The organism is Neobacillus sp. plas4 (assembly GCF_057221695.1).
In genome coordinates this window covers 889,646-904,106 of sequence record NZ_CM170152.1, presented here as the reverse complement: position 1 = coordinate 904,106, position 14,461 = coordinate 889,646, and the positions used below count along the sequence as shown (strand labels likewise).

Annotated in this window: 14 protein-coding genes; 2 read left to right on the top strand and 12 right to left on the bottom strand. The window is 36.0% G+C overall.

Features of this window, described 5'->3' with window-relative positions:
- Positions 1-105: 105 nt before the first annotated feature.
- From AC2TFD_RS04530 to AC2TFD_RS04520, 3 genes are all read right to left on the bottom strand, one after another.
- On the bottom strand, positions 106-1,500 hold the full coding sequence (locus tag AC2TFD_RS04530; protein ID WP_484676266.1) for an MFS transporter: 1,395 nt from the start codon (positions 1,498-1,500) through the stop codon (positions 106-108).
- 58 nt (positions 1,501-1,558) lie between these two features.
- Entirely contained in the window at positions 1,559-2,509 is a 951-nt protein-coding gene (gene glpX, locus AC2TFD_RS04525) for a class II fructose-bisphosphatase (RefSeq protein WP_484675080.1), read from the bottom strand.
- A 128-nt stretch (positions 2,510-2,637) separates the two neighbouring features.
- Positions 2,638-3,867, bottom strand: coding sequence for an MFS transporter (locus AC2TFD_RS04520; RefSeq protein ID WP_484675079.1), 1,230 nt, complete (start codon positions 3,865-3,867; stop codon positions 2,638-2,640).
- A gap of 334 nt (positions 3,868-4,201) precedes the next feature.
- Here AC2TFD_RS04520 and AC2TFD_RS04515 point away from each other — a divergent pair, with 334 nt between their 5' ends.
- Positions 4,202-4,513: a winged helix-turn-helix transcriptional regulator gene (locus tag AC2TFD_RS04515; RefSeq protein ID WP_484675078.1), complete on the top strand. Its 312-nt coding sequence runs from the start codon at positions 4,202-4,204 to the stop codon at positions 4,511-4,513.
- A gap of 66 nt (positions 4,514-4,579) precedes the next feature.
- On the opposite strand, the gene AC2TFD_RS04510 is transcribed toward AC2TFD_RS04515, so the two are convergent.
- The 5 genes from AC2TFD_RS04510 to AC2TFD_RS04490 form a co-directional block, all read right to left on the bottom strand.
- Positions 4,580-5,233, bottom strand: coding sequence for a carboxymuconolactone decarboxylase family protein (locus AC2TFD_RS04510; protein WP_484675077.1), 654 nt, complete (start codon positions 5,231-5,233; stop codon positions 4,580-4,582).
- 47 nt (positions 5,234-5,280) lie between these two features.
- On the bottom strand, positions 5,281-5,604 hold the full coding sequence (locus AC2TFD_RS04505; RefSeq protein ID WP_484675076.1) for a 2Fe-2S iron-sulfur cluster-binding protein: 324 nt from the start codon (positions 5,602-5,604) through the stop codon (positions 5,281-5,283).
- 285 nt (positions 5,605-5,889) lie between these two features.
- Positions 5,890-6,378: a hypothetical protein gene (locus AC2TFD_RS04500; protein ID WP_484675075.1), complete on the bottom strand. Its 489-nt coding sequence runs from the start codon at positions 6,376-6,378 to the stop codon at positions 5,890-5,892.
- An 87-nt stretch (positions 6,379-6,465) separates the two neighbouring features.
- Positions 6,466-7,530: a Gfo/Idh/MocA family protein gene (locus AC2TFD_RS04495; protein WP_484675074.1), complete on the bottom strand. Its 1,065-nt coding sequence runs from the start codon at positions 7,528-7,530 to the stop codon at positions 6,466-6,468.
- A 287-nt stretch (positions 7,531-7,817) separates the two neighbouring features.
- On the bottom strand, positions 7,818-8,450 hold the full coding sequence (locus AC2TFD_RS04490; protein WP_484675073.1) for an FMN-dependent NADH-azoreductase: 633 nt from the start codon (positions 8,448-8,450) through the stop codon (positions 7,818-7,820).
- A gap of 638 nt (positions 8,451-9,088) precedes the next feature.
- Between AC2TFD_RS04490 and AC2TFD_RS04485 the strand changes: the two genes are divergently transcribed.
- Positions 9,089-11,281: a glycoside hydrolase family 3 protein gene (locus AC2TFD_RS04485; protein WP_484675072.1), complete on the top strand. Its 2,193-nt coding sequence runs from the start codon at positions 9,089-9,091 to the stop codon at positions 11,279-11,281.
- Between the two features lie 124 nt (positions 11,282-11,405).
- On the opposite strand, the gene AC2TFD_RS04480 is transcribed toward AC2TFD_RS04485, so the two are convergent.
- From AC2TFD_RS04480 to AC2TFD_RS04465, 4 genes are all read right to left on the bottom strand, one after another.
- Entirely contained in the window at positions 11,406-11,678 is a 273-nt protein-coding gene (locus AC2TFD_RS04480) for a hypothetical protein (protein WP_484675071.1), read from the bottom strand.
- Positions 11,678-12,391 carry a pirin family protein gene (locus tag AC2TFD_RS04475; RefSeq protein WP_484675070.1) on the bottom strand — a complete coding sequence of 238 codons (714 nt, stop codon included), beginning with the start codon at positions 12,389-12,391 and terminating at the stop codon, positions 11,678-11,680. The genes AC2TFD_RS04480 and AC2TFD_RS04475 overlap by 1 nt, the downstream gene beginning before the upstream one ends.
- A gap of 107 nt (positions 12,392-12,498) precedes the next feature.
- A complete protein-coding gene (locus AC2TFD_RS04470) occupies positions 12,499-13,053 on the bottom strand; it encodes an NADPH-dependent FMN reductase (protein WP_484675069.1) in 555 nt (184 codons plus the stop codon).
- A 119-nt stretch (positions 13,054-13,172) separates the two neighbouring features.
- On the bottom strand, positions 13,173-14,447 hold the full coding sequence (locus AC2TFD_RS04465; RefSeq protein WP_484675068.1) for a diguanylate cyclase domain-containing protein: 1,275 nt from the start codon (positions 14,445-14,447) through the stop codon (positions 13,173-13,175).
- Positions 14,448-14,461 lie beyond the last annotated feature (14 nt).

Below are 14,461 nucleotides of genomic sequence, written 5' to 3'. Positions count from 1 at the left end.
TGTATTCGAGATAATAGTAATTCAACCTCAACCGGTTGTCAAATATTTTTAATTAAAACATCTCTAACTCGAGATATTTTACTGTCAGAAACCCATGTGCAATCATTATTTTCTAGCGATTCTTTGTTTTGTTAAATCTATACTAAGCTGTTTCATCCGTTGCTTCGTTAATGGATATAGAAAAACTAATATAAAGGAAATCAATAGATAGATAATACCAGGCACGATGGTAGCCAATGCATAGATTCCTTCCAAGGTACTCTCTGTTTGTACTTCACGAGCTGAATGATAGCCTATGGCTGTAATCGCAAACCCGCCTATTCCACCAGCAATAGCTTGTCCCACTTTCCGGGCAAAGGAATAGAATGAATAAACCGTCCCATCTTCTCTTAATCCGGTTAAAAATTCATGATAATCGATGACATCTGTTACAAATGCCCATATCATGATATTAAAGAAGGCATATCCAAACATCCCTATAGCTGTTAACGAAATATATTGGGTTGTGGTTAAGTTTGGAAGAAAGAATAATAAAATATATACAGCAGCTGCAAGTAGCATTCCTACTGTTGTCGTTTCCTTTTTACCAAATTTACTCACTAATGGTTTTACGATTGGAATGGCAATGAATACGGTGACCGTCTGAATAATTCCAACAATACTTAATGCTGGAGTATTGTTAAAGTAATCTTTAAACAAATATACGTTAACCGAACCAATCAGCATCGTACTCATCATGAATATTAGTGATGCCCCAAGGATTGCAATTAATGGTTTGTTTTTTAATAGCCCTTTTATTGTATGACCTAGTTTTGCCTTTGGCCCTTCATTTTCCTCCAGCACGATCCGTTCAGTAGATAATTTATAAGACGCAAGGTAACTCGCGTAAGCAAGAATTCCAAATATGACTGCTGCCATTAGAAATCCATTTGCACTTGCCTTATTGTCAACAAATATAAGTAAAGGTCCAACTGCATTGATGATTAAACTTGCCAACATCGCACCCATCGTCCTGTATGTTGATAAAGATGTACGCTCAATTGGATCATTGGTAATGACCGAGGCCATTGAACCGTAAGGAATATTTACCGTACTGTATAACGTTCCCCATAGGATGTATGTGACAAAAGCATATGCTTCATAAAACCCAGTTGACATTCCTGGGATATGAACGAACATTAATACTCCAGAAACAACGAGAGGTAATGACATTCTAAAAATCCAAGGTTTAAATTTACCATGTTTACTAGGTTTTCTAGTATCAATAAACCGTCCCCAGGTGACATCCGCAATGGCATCCCATAAACGTGCAACTAGAAATAGAACCCCAACAAAAGCTGCACTAATCCCATAAACATCGGTATAATAAACCATTAAGAACGAGCTTACTAAAATAAAGAAGAAGTCATTCCCAAAATCTCCAAACATATAGCCAATTTTATCTCTAAATCCAAATGGCCTAATCTTGATATTTGAAGAGATTGTTTCTGGTTTTATCATTTTTTGACCAACACTTTTCCCCAATTTAATCCCTCATTTCTAAAGATCAAAAAAACGATTATCGTTTTTGATCCAAACTATGTTGTCCTTCAATAAATCGAACTGTCCTTGTTTTTGCACGCATAACCACTGAATGTGTTGTTCCAATTTTCCCTTTATATTGCACACCTCTTAAAAGCTCCCCATTGGTTACACCTGTTGCAGCAAAATAGGCATCATCGCCTTTTACGATATCATCCATTAATAAAACTTTATTAAAATCGGTAATGCCCATTTTAATTAACCGGATTTTTTCTTCTTCCGTTTGTTGAATCAGCTTGCCTTGAAAGTCTCCACCCAAACTCTTGAGTGCAGCTGCTGCTATTACCCCTTCAGGAGCACCGCCAGAACCAAGCATGATATCAACACCTGTATTATCAAATGCTGTATTGATTGCAGCAGCAATATCACCATCTTGCATCAGCTTAATTCTTGCACCAGAATAACGGATTTCCTCAATCATTTTTTCATGCCTTTCTCGATCCAATATAGCTACAACTAGATCTTCGATATCTTTATTTTTCGCTGCTGCAACAGCCTTTAAATTGTCAATGACAGGGGCATTAATATCGATTTTCCCTGCTGATTCAGGACCCACAGCAATCTTTTCCATATACATATCTGGGGCATGTAATAAATTGCCTCGCTCTGCTACTGCAATGACAGCAAGAGCATTCCAAGAACCTGCCGCAACAATATTTGTTCCCTCTAAAGGGTCTACAGCAATATCTACTTCTGTCCCATCACATGTTCCTAATTGTTCTCCAATATACAACATCGGAGCTTCATCCATTTCCCCTTCCCCGATAACAACCGTTCCTCTCATTGAAATTGAATTAAACATTTCTCTCATGGCTTGTGTAGCTGCAGCATCTGCTTCATCTTTCTTACCTCTGCCCAACCAACGTCCAGCAGCCAGTGCTGCAGCCTCAGTTACTCGAACCAGTTCCATTGATAAATTTCTATCCATTTTTATTACCTCCCATTATTGTTAAAAATGATTTCTACTTTCGTTAATCTTAATTCTAATTATCTCGACTTCGAGATAACTCACAAAAAAATAATACCTATTTTCCGTGTTTATAACTCCCAAATCCATTAACTTGCCTTTCGTATCAATCCACTCTTCGAATGGAGATTAAATACTTTTTTATACTGGATAGAGATATGAAAAGCTAATAGAATACTTACAATCGCTACTCCAATATCAAAAACAAATACAGAAGTAACACTAAAATATTTTGTTAACAATCCTGTGAGAAAGGGGATTACAATGAATGCTGTACTGGATGCCATACTGACATACGCAGAACTGGATCCTTTTTTATCAGGAAAAAACTCTGCCATTAACGCAACCGCCAATTGAAATATCCCTGACGTAGAAACCCCTAGCATAAAGGAACAAACCATCACCACAATGGGGTTCGGGAAAGCTAACAAGAACAATAAAGAAACAAGTGATATACTAGGATAAATAATCAATACCGTAATCGTTTTGATTACTTTTTTCAATAGCACAGCTAACAGTATGACTGAAATAAATCCTCCTATGCTATAGAAGCTTAACAACCCTACACCTTCAGTTTTACTTAACCCCACTACTTCTTGCCCGTAAGTTGGCAGCCAAACTTGAATAACCATTAATAAAGCAACCGAGGTAAAGCCAGTAAGAATGATCCCTAAACCTTCTCTCCACATCTTGGGCTGAATGGAAAAGCCCCTGCCTATAGAACGATAATCCTTTACATAATCTTTGATATTATTTGCTTTATGATTAGGGAATGGAGTTGATAGTAAAACCATTCCATTAATAAAATAAATTGCGGCAGGCACGAAAAAGGATAATCCATAGAATAAATCATGAGAAATTAAAAATACAATCATTATCGGTAAAAGAGTTGCCCCTACTGAGATAAACGCCTTTAGCAAAACAGTTGCTGAGCCTGAATTCTTTGGAAAAGCTTCAACCAAGGCTGGAAACGTCCCTGAATCCATAATAGAATAACTAAAGCCTGCTATTAATGCCAAAACAAATGCTACTTGGAAGTTAGGGGCTAATGGAATACCTGCTAAAAAAATAATATTTAGAAAAGTTGCTGTAACAATAAGCGGTTTTCTTCCCATTTTATCTGAAAGCCTTCCTGAAAAACCTAATGTAACAAGTTTACCCAGCCCGATTGCTGAAATTAATAAGCTAATTCCAAGAGAATCTGTACCAAATTGTTTTGACAGGAAACTCATATTCGATACTAAAATGATATTCATCATCCCTAATAACAAATAATTCATATACAAGCTTGTTGCCATTCTAAAAAATGGACTTCTCATAATGACCTCCTTTTAATGCTAATAGGTAATCTCAATTACCCTTAATTAAATAATCTCGAATTCGAGATTATTTTCAAAAAAAATATTTCTTTTGTACTCTAGTTCCATTAGATTAATAATTTACTAATAAATAACCAGGTAACTTTATGTAACTATAATAACTTTTTAAAATTTAGCTGTCAATTAATATGTGTCAAATTCGTGAACGAAAAAGAACAGATTCTATTCATTTGGTAATTTTGTTCCAGTAAATACTTTATTTTAACAACCGATTTTGTTATCATTAATTTAAGTTATTAAAAATAACCAAGATACTATTAGAGGGTGTTCATAGATGGATACAGAAAATAAATTATGCAGCAAAGTAGAAGAGTGCTATCATATATTAGGAAAAAAATGGGTGGGTCTTGTTATTCACACACTAATGGATGAACCTAAAAGGTTTAGTGAAATTCATGCCTTCATACCTGACTTAAGTAAAAGAGTATTAAATGAACGGATGAAAGAGCTCGAGGAAAATGGGATTGTGTTAAGAAATGTCATTGCAGACCGTCCAGTACGGACCGAATATTCTTTAACCAAAAAAGGGACAGAACTTGGACGGTCGCTCAAAGCTCTAGAGGAATGGGCAGATAAATGGTTATAAATTGAAAAACCTCTCTAAAATTTTTTAGAGAGGTTTTTCAATGCATTTTATTTTAATACCTTTTCCTTATTCACCATAGCTTTGAATTAAATTTGCTAAATGAGCGTATGATCCTCCTGCAAGTAAAGCAGACGTAACCAATATTGCTTCTCCAAGCTCTTCATTTGAACATCCAAGCTTTACAGCATTTTTTGTATGGACATCAATACAATATGGACATTGAGTAGCATGAGCAACTGCCACGGCAATCATCTCTTTAAACTTCCCACTTAAATTTCCGTCCTTGAACACTGTTCTACTAAACGCTGAGTAACTCCTAAAGCCCCCAGGAGCAAATTTATTTAGTTTTATAAGTTTTTTAAGATTAGATCGTCGATAAAGGGAATCATCTGCTTCTGAATCCATCGCATTATGTATATGAGTACTATGAGTGACAACTCCACCTGCTTCTACACCAGCTACGACAAAGACCGCTTCTACTAATTCTTCCAGTGATGCTCCTTCCGCTTTTGCACGACGAGTGTGAGAATCAATACAATAAGGGCATTCTGTTGCATGGGCAATGGCAACCGCTATGATTTCTTTTTCCTTTTTACTAAGTGCTCCTTCTTTCATAACTGCGGTATTAAATTCCGAGAAAGCTTGCAGCTGTTCTGGTGCTAATTCTTTAAGTTTACTTAGATTTTGTAAATTTCCTTTATCATAAAAATTATTTGTCATTGGAGCCATCCTTTATTATTTATATTGCTATTAATATTTCAATCAACTCATTCCTCTGGCCTTGGCCCTGGTTCCAGTCCTGAATTTTCCACTGTCATTATTGGGATAATTTCTACATCTCCATCTACTCGAACTTGACAAGAGAGTCGTAAATTATCATCAATAATTCCCTTCTTATTAAAGGCGTTTTTTTCTATCGTTGTTTCGGCACAAATTTCACCACTCATTATTTCTACTCTACAAGTTGTGCATTTTGCTTTTCCTCCGCATTGGTGGAGGATATTCACACCGTTGTCTTCTAATGCTAGTACCAGCTTTCTCCCTTTTTCAGCTTCAAAAGTTCCATATCCAAGAACGGTGATATTGGGCATTTCTATTCCCCCCTAAAAAAAATTGAATTTTTCTTAATGATTGATAATCCGGCGAAATTCTTGAAGTTGGTATGTTCGGAATTTACGTGGTAAAAATCCACGGACTTCTTCCTGATTAAAATCTTGCTTGGCATCTTTTCAATTGCTCTCACTTTTTATTTCATATATATATTATGTGTTATCGAATTCTTTTATATGAAGAGGCAAATTGAATCAAAATCTTTTAACCGTTTTAATCATTTAAGAGCATAATAAAAACCCTTAAAAAGGTTTAAGGGTCCAATACTAAGCTTTCATATCAATATGAAATTTAACATTCTCAAATTGTACATTTAACAATTTTTCTAACTGTACCTGTTTTGCATCGATTTCATTCTCTTCCTTTTCACAAACTACATTTTCATGTTGAAATTTATTAAACATAGTTGAGACCACTTCTTTAAAAAAGGAGGATTTAGTTAATACATACATAATTAATTCCGTAACTGCATTTTTTTCCTGTTCGTTCTTTGTGGAAAAAATACTATGTTTATCCGGTTCAAAAACGATTAAAGATTTCATATGATTTGTAAAGCGAATACCAAAATACTTTGTTTCCGTTCCAAAATATTCATTTTCCCTTATACGAAGAAACTCTAACCCAATCATAAATTCATAATAGGGTAAGTCCTTTTCAAGAAATTGTAATATCTTTATTTCAATGTTTGAGCTTTGATCAATAAATATTTCTTTTTCTAACTTCGTTTGGATAACTTTGGCCTCTAACAAGTTCACTTTGATTACCTCACGTTTATTTTAATTATGCTATTCTAATACTTTCTTGTTCATCACCATCATTGCTTGAACATGGTGCCGGAGTTGTTAATAATTATCTATTTGTATAGGTTGACCTGTCCGTGCGGATTGATAAATAGCTAATATGATTTTTAGTGGTTTTAATCCCTCTTCACCATTCACAAGTGGTTCTCTATCCTCCTGAATGGCATTAATCATATCGATAAACTGTAAACGGTGAGAAGCACCATCAAGTGCAGCAGGATCAACAGATGCATGATCCAGCTCTCCTCCATTAGGATTTTCCACTTCAGCTAAGTTGATTGCTTCCGTTTCATGATTTGAATTTCGAAGATAATGCTTCATTAATTGATCATTCTCAATCACAGCTGTACCATTCGTACCGATAATCTCCAAGCGAGCTGACAGACCTGGATAGGCAGCTGTCGTTCCAACAATGGTTCCTAACCCGCCATCTTTAAATTTCACGGTAGCTACAGCCACATCCTCCACTTCAATTCCTTCATGAGCTAAAATGGCTGTATGTGCGTAAACACTTTCCACTTCTCCCATGAAGTACTGAAATAAATCTATGGTATGAATAGCCTGATTGATTAATACGCCGCCTCCCTCCATTTTCATAGTTCCCCGCCACTTACTAGTATCATAGTAGCTTTGAGGTCGATACCAATTCACAGCTGCTTGCCCAAGGACCATTTTTCCGAATCGTCCTGAATCAATATCCCCTTTAATTTTTACAGTTGATGGATCAAACCGGTGTTGAGAAATAACGCTTAATTTCACATTATTCTCACGGCATACGTTAATCATTTGCTGTGCTTTTTCAAGGGAAATATCCATTGGCTTTTCAACGATTACATGCTTTCCTGCCCGTCCAGCCTCTATTGCCATGTCAGCATGAGTGCCGCTTGGTGTAATAATCGATACGATATCAATCTCTTTTCTCTTTAGCATTTCTTGATAATCTGTATACCAATCAGCACCTGCTTTTTCTGCAAGTGATTTTGCCTTTTCTTCCTTACGGGAGTAAACAGCAACCACTTTTGCTCCTTCAATCGCTGAAATTTGCTCATAATGCGTGGTACTAATAAGCCCAGTTCCGACAATAGCAAACCCAAATTCCTTTTTCATTTCAATTCGCTCTCCCTATAAGTATCTTCTCTTTTTGATCTCTTATTTATTAATATTCTTATTGAATAAAGACGCATCAGTATAAGTTAACCACATTGTGATACAGTAGTATCATATCGTGGTTGCCACAGTATAAATTATATTACAATAACCTGTCAATTATTCTCTCCTGATAATTTTGCAATTATTAATCTCTGTATTATTGTATTTCCCCTATTTTCCACAAAATTCAACACACACAAAAAACGCGCCTGGATGATCCAAGCGCGTTTCTTGTTAATTTATTTTTATACTGCTACTGCTGATAATTTCTTTGCAACTTCTTTTACTTTTTCTAGTCCTTCAGCAATGATCGTTTCAGCTTGAGCCGGCATCATAGCATGACCTTCAATAATAACTTCGTCTACGATTTCCATACCGAATACGTGACCAACCACGTTTTTAATATAAGTAGCAGACATTTCCATTGGTGCTGCTTCCGGTGTTGAGTAAACTCCACCACGTGCACTTAGGATAATTGCCTTTTTGTGTGTCATTAATTGTACTGCTTGACCATTTTCATCGTATTTGAATGTGAAACCAGCTTGGTATACATAATCAATAAACGTTTGTAATGGCGCTGGGATTGTTAAGTTCCATAATGGGAATGCGAATACAACTAAGTCAGCTGCTGTAAGAGCATCCATTGCTTTTTGTTTTGCAGCAAGAAGACGTTTTTCTAAGTCTGTCATTTCTTCGCCTGATTCTAATTTCCCAAAAGCGTTAAATAAATCTTGACCAAAATAAGGCATATCTTCAGCGAAAACATCGAAAGTTGTGACGTTCACACCTTCTATGTTCTCCATAAAAGTTTCATACATTTTACTTGATACAGCCTCTGAAGCTGGACGATTGTTTGCTTTAACTACTAATATATTCATTTATATAAATCTCCTTTTTATTTCGAATTTGATTATTTTAAAATTATTTATCTCGAATTAATAATATATTAATCTAGTATTTTTGTCAATGAAACTCGCATAGTAGATATTTCCTGTTTATATTGTGAAATAGCTAATAAAAAAGTCTGATGGACTAATCATCCCATCAGACTTATGTAGTCATTCAACTCCATTGAGTAAACTATGCTGTAAATACTATTTTATGATGTGCAAGGATGATCAATTGATTTTCATAAGGTTGAAAATATATTTGTGAATCAGATTCCTTGGTATTAATTTAAGCAGGTTCTGCATGAGAGCAAAAGGTCGCAATGAATAAAAAATCAATATCTATTAAAAAGTTCAAATAGGATAATAGGTCTATAAGAGGTTAGTACTTCCGCAAAATTATAAATAGAATGGACTATAGACCTTTGTCCTGTTTTTATGAAAAGTAAAAAAAACACAAAAAAACCTGAAAAAATCCCCTATTAGACAGAAGATTAAGAATCATACAATCATTTTATGAAAGCGTTATCTTCTAGGTTTTTTGGCAGCACTTCAATTGAAAAGGAGGATAGGTGTCGAAAACTATTATTTTGCTTTTTAAATGATTATTTATAAAAGGGGATAGTATGATGGCGAAATCGTCCAAATGGAAAAAGGTTACGATTATGTTATTATCAGCGTTGTTATTCGTACCACTCGTCATTCCGCAAGCGAGTGCAAACGAGGATGTAATCGTAAAGAATGTAGAAACGAAAGCAAAGCCAATTTTAGAAGTAGATGGCAAAAAATTTAAAGATTTAAATGCGAATAGACAACTCGATAAATATGAAGACTGGAGATTACCAGTAGAAGTAAGGGTAGAAGATTTATTAGGGAAAATGACCACTGAAGAAAAAGCTGGTTTAATGCTCATTTCCTCACAGTTTATGCAGGGTGGCGGCTTTGGCACAACTAAATGCCCTCCAGAAGAAGGTACACTCCTTTGTGAGACAGATACATGGAGTACAACAAATATGTGGGCACAGCCTGGTGACGAAAATTATCTATTTGATGAGCCAGTGTTAGATGCTTCTGCAGCGACAACAGGGATTCTTGATCGAAACTTGCGCTATTTCATCATTCGCGATAATCCAAAGGCTGATGTATTAGCACAATGGACAAATGAACTCCAAGAAGTAGCTGAAAGCTCAAGATTAGGAATTCCGGTTGTGATGACGTCTAATCCACGAAACCATATCAATAATAACTTGGCATTTGGGTTCGCGGAAGCAAGTGGAGTATTTTCAGTATGGCCTGGTGAACTTGGTTTAGCAGCTACAAGGGATGCTGAGTTGGTTAAGAAATTCGGTCAACTTGCTGCAAAAGAATGGAGAGCTTCTGGAATCCAAAAGGGTTATATGTATATGGCTGATATCATTACAGACCCAATCTGGGGTAGAACAAATGGAACATTTGGTGAGTCCCCTGAACTTGCGGCAGATATGATTTATGCAATTGTGAAAGGATTCCAAGGGGATCAATTAACTTCAAGTAGTGTTTCTTTAACAACGAAGCATTTCCCAGGCGGTGGAGCACGTGATGATGGGAAGGACCCACATTACTTATATGGGAACTTTAATCCATATCCAACAGAGGGAAGCTTACTTAAGTACCATATCCCTCCGTTTAAAGCTGCTATTGAAGCAGGCACGACATCCATTATGCCTTACTATGCGTACCCAAGCAATGAACATAGTGCACCAGGACAATTAGGCACTGATGAACCGTTCGAAGAAGTTGGTTTTTCTTATAATAAAGCGATTATTGGCACTCTTTTACGTGACCAGCTCGGTTTTAAAGGCTATGTGAATACGGATACAGGTATTACAACTGCACAGGCTTGGGGTGTTGAAGATTTAACACGTGCCGAAAGGGTTGCCTATGCGTTAAAAGCTGGAGTGAACATTTTCTCTGGTGAAGCAGATCCTAAATATATACTTGATGCAATCGCGGCTGAACCTGAATTAATCGAATCTGTGAATGATTCAGTTGAATTCTTACTAACAGAAATGATGAAATTAGGATTGTTTGAAGATCCGTATGTGGATCCTGCAAATGCAGTTAAGGTTGCGTCTAATCCTGAATCACAAAAAATTGCTGATGAAGCACACCGTAAATCAGTCGTTCTTTTACGTAATGACGAAAAACTACTTCCACTAAATAATGGCCAAATCAAAAAGGTTAAGCTTTATGTGGAAGTATTCACAAGAAGTAATGCAAAAGGTAGTTCAGAAGCTTTAAGACAAACGATAGCAAACTACGACCCATCGATTCAGGTTGTCGATAATTTGGAGGATGCAACACATGCATTAGTTTGGGTACATCCAAACACTACAACAGCAAATCCATCTATTAAATTAGGACCTGAAACAGGAATTGCAAATGTGGATCGCATCGTAGAAATTCAAAAAACAGTTCCTACCATTACAGCGATTAACATGACAAATCCATGGTTAATTGATGAAATTGAACCAAATGCTGCTGCGGTCATTAGTACATTTGGAGTTAAGGCGGAAGCATTGGTTGATGTGATTCGTGGTAAATTTAATCCAACTGGAAAGCTACCATTCACAATTCCTGCTGACGAAGAAGCAGTAGCAAATGAGAATGGGGACATTCCTGGATATGAAGAAGATCCATCTTATGTGTACAAAAACAAAGCTGGACAGGAGTATTGGTTTGGATTTGGACTTTCCTACAATCAAGGAAAAGCGGTAGGAAAACCTGATCATGCCGGCGAAACAGGAACACCTGATCATGCCCAAAAATCCAAAAACAAATAAACTAGATAAAAATAAATTAAAACTATTTGCAAATGCTAAATAGTTTGACCCAAATAAAAAAGTCTGGTGGTGTGATTATCTCATCAGACTTTTTTATTTTCATTCAACTTAATTGAGTTAATCACTATACCGGGTAGACGGTTTTATGATCTGCAAGGATTACCAATTTATTTTCATTAGGTTGAAATTTTACTTGTGCATCAGAGGAGTAATACCAAGTCTTTTCCTTTTCCTTTGCATCAAATATATTTAATTCATCCTGAAATTCTAACACTTTTGAAGCTGTTTCCTCATCAATAGGAAGTGAAATCTGCCAGTGGCCATCCTTTCTTTCAATATCGTATACATTCGTCTGACAAAGCAAACGGCTGCCAACAGTGTGACGAATCATCAACATCAGAAGTCACCCCCTGGTAAATCAATTAATAAAAAGAAACTATCTTGATTTCCCTGTATTGTAATTTCATGAATGTCTGTGATCCGGGCAGCATCCTGGGACTTTAAAACAGTATCTCCATTAATTGAAATTTCCCCTTCTATCGTAAAGACATAGATCCTCCTGCCTGCCTCCTGTTGGAAATTCAAACTCTTCTTTCCATCTAATTTTGATAAATACAGAGTTAAATCTTGATGGATTCCAGCCACCCCTTCGGAGCCACTATGGGACAACACAGGTAATAAGTTATTTTTTAATTGTTCAACATCATAAGAAATATCTTCATAGGACGGTGTTAACTTTTTTTCATTTGGTGTAAACCAAAGCTGTAAAAATCGTACTTCTTCATCACTAGAAGCATTGAATTCTGAATGAAGTACTCCTGTTCCAGCACTTATACGCTGAATATTTCCATTGCCGATAATTCCTGAGTTACCCAAGTTGTCTTCATGTTTGAGCTGTCCCTTCAATACGATAGAAACAATCTCCGCTTCTCGATGCGGATGAATACCAAAGCCGCGTCCAGCTTGAACGGTGTCGTCGTTAAAAACACGCAGTGGACCAAATCGGATATTGGAAGTATCATAATATTCACCAAAAGAAAAACTTAAATTACTCTCCAGCCATTCATTTTTTACTGTGTATCTTGTGCTCGCGGGAAAAAGTTGGATCAAATTTTAACACTCCTATCTAATTTTTATCGATTCTTCAAAAAAACAAAAAGTTGGAAAATATAACAGGATTTCTTCTGCTATATAATCCAACTCCATCTTACTTAGCCTTATGCTTGATATTTTTTAATCAAATCCACAAACGCATGGACGAATGATTGTAAGAATTGGACTGTTCCGTCATCTTTAATTTTGCCAGTTTCATCAAAAAGTGCTGAAACATTGCCAATATACGCTTCCGGCTGTTGTACAATTGGCATATTTAAGAAAACTAAAGATTGTCGCAAATGGTGGTTTGCCCCAAATCCACTCAAGTTACCAGGAGACTGACTGATAATGGCAGCAGGTTTGCCGTTCCAAACACTGGCTCCATATGGACGGGATCCTACATCTAGTGCATTCTTAATGACAGCTGGTACCGAACGGTTATATTCAGGAGTTACGAATAAAATTGCATCCATTTCCTTAACTGTATTACGGAAAGTAGTATATGCTTCCGGTACATTGTTTTCATCATCATAGTCCTGATTATATAAAGCCAGATTTCCAATTTCGATAATATCTGATTTATAACCTTCAGGGAATAACGTTGCAACATTCTCAGCAAGTTTTTTAGAAAAAGAATCTTTCCTTAGCGAACCAAGTAAAATACCAATTTTAGTCATTTTCTATCACCTATCCATTTTTTTATTTTTAATTCGAGATAATTGTATTCGAAGTAAATTTTATTGTCAAAAAAAGCTTCTCCAAACTGATAAATTCATAAAATTTGAAATGCGTTAACCTAACTATAATATTTTAGTTGGTCTCTCGTTTCTTTAGCTGCATATAGAGCTTGGTCTGCATATTTTATTAACTTTTCGCCTCTCGTTCCATCCTTAGGGTAAATAGAGATTCCAATACTCGCTGTTGTTTTAATAGAATGTTCCTTAATTTGATAAGGCTGCTGAAGTGCTTTATACAGCCTCTTTGCAATTTTATCAACATTTTGGTAACTCTTAATATCTTTTAACAGGATTAAAAATTCATCGCCGCCTATACGTCCAAGGACACTATTTCCCCTTACATTATTAATTAATCTGTTAGCAAATTGTTTCAGGAGCTCATCACCTATTTCATGCCCTAAAGTATCATTTACTTCTTTGAACTTGTCCAAATCCATATACAATAAGGCAAGCTGTTCTCCCTTTTTATTTGCAGTTTCAATCGATAGTTCCAACAAATCGTGGAAGCTTCGTCTATTCCTGAGCCCCGTAAGAGAATCATAGAAGGCCAAATTTTCTAACTCTGTCTCAATCTTTTTTCTATCCGTTATATCCTTGATTAGAATTTGCATGACCGATTCCCCGTTAAAAACCATGGGAATAGCGGTAATTTCTGCATAAAACTCCTTATTGTCACATCGAATCAATCTTTCTTCAATAGGCTCCGGTTTAGCTCCATCGTTTTTCTCAACCATTTCTATTAATTTGGAATCCACACTTTCTTTGTTTTCCGAATCAATAAACTCCCAAATCGATCTGCCAATCATGTAATTTGAACTTTCTTGTCCTAAAAGCTTTACACCTGCAGGATTTACAAGGACAATATGATGTTTATTTTGAACAATCACTGCATCAGGTAAAAGTTCAACAAGATTGCGATAACAGCCTTCACTTTCCTCGAGCTTTCTCTGAACTTCCATTTGTTCTGTAAAGTCTTTATACATACCTACAGCAAGAATCTCACCCTTGTTAATGGCGCGGTAGGTTGCTAGGATATCCAGTATTTCCCCATCTTTGCATCTTCTTTTTGTAAGACTATAATTAACATTTTCTCCTTCTCTTAATTTATTTAAAAATGCATCCTGTTGTTCTTTCGTCATATTATGCAAGGATGGAGGCAGAGTCATTCCTTTCAATTCCTCGAGTGTCCAGCCAAGTATATCTGTAAAAGTAGGATTTGCATGGAGAATAGCTCCATCTTGACCAATTAGAAAAATAGCATCATTGGTGTTCTCCCAGATTAGTTCAAATGCTTCTTCCCCAATTTTCGGAATATCTAAAATAAGACTAGTCATTTCATTCTCCCCAT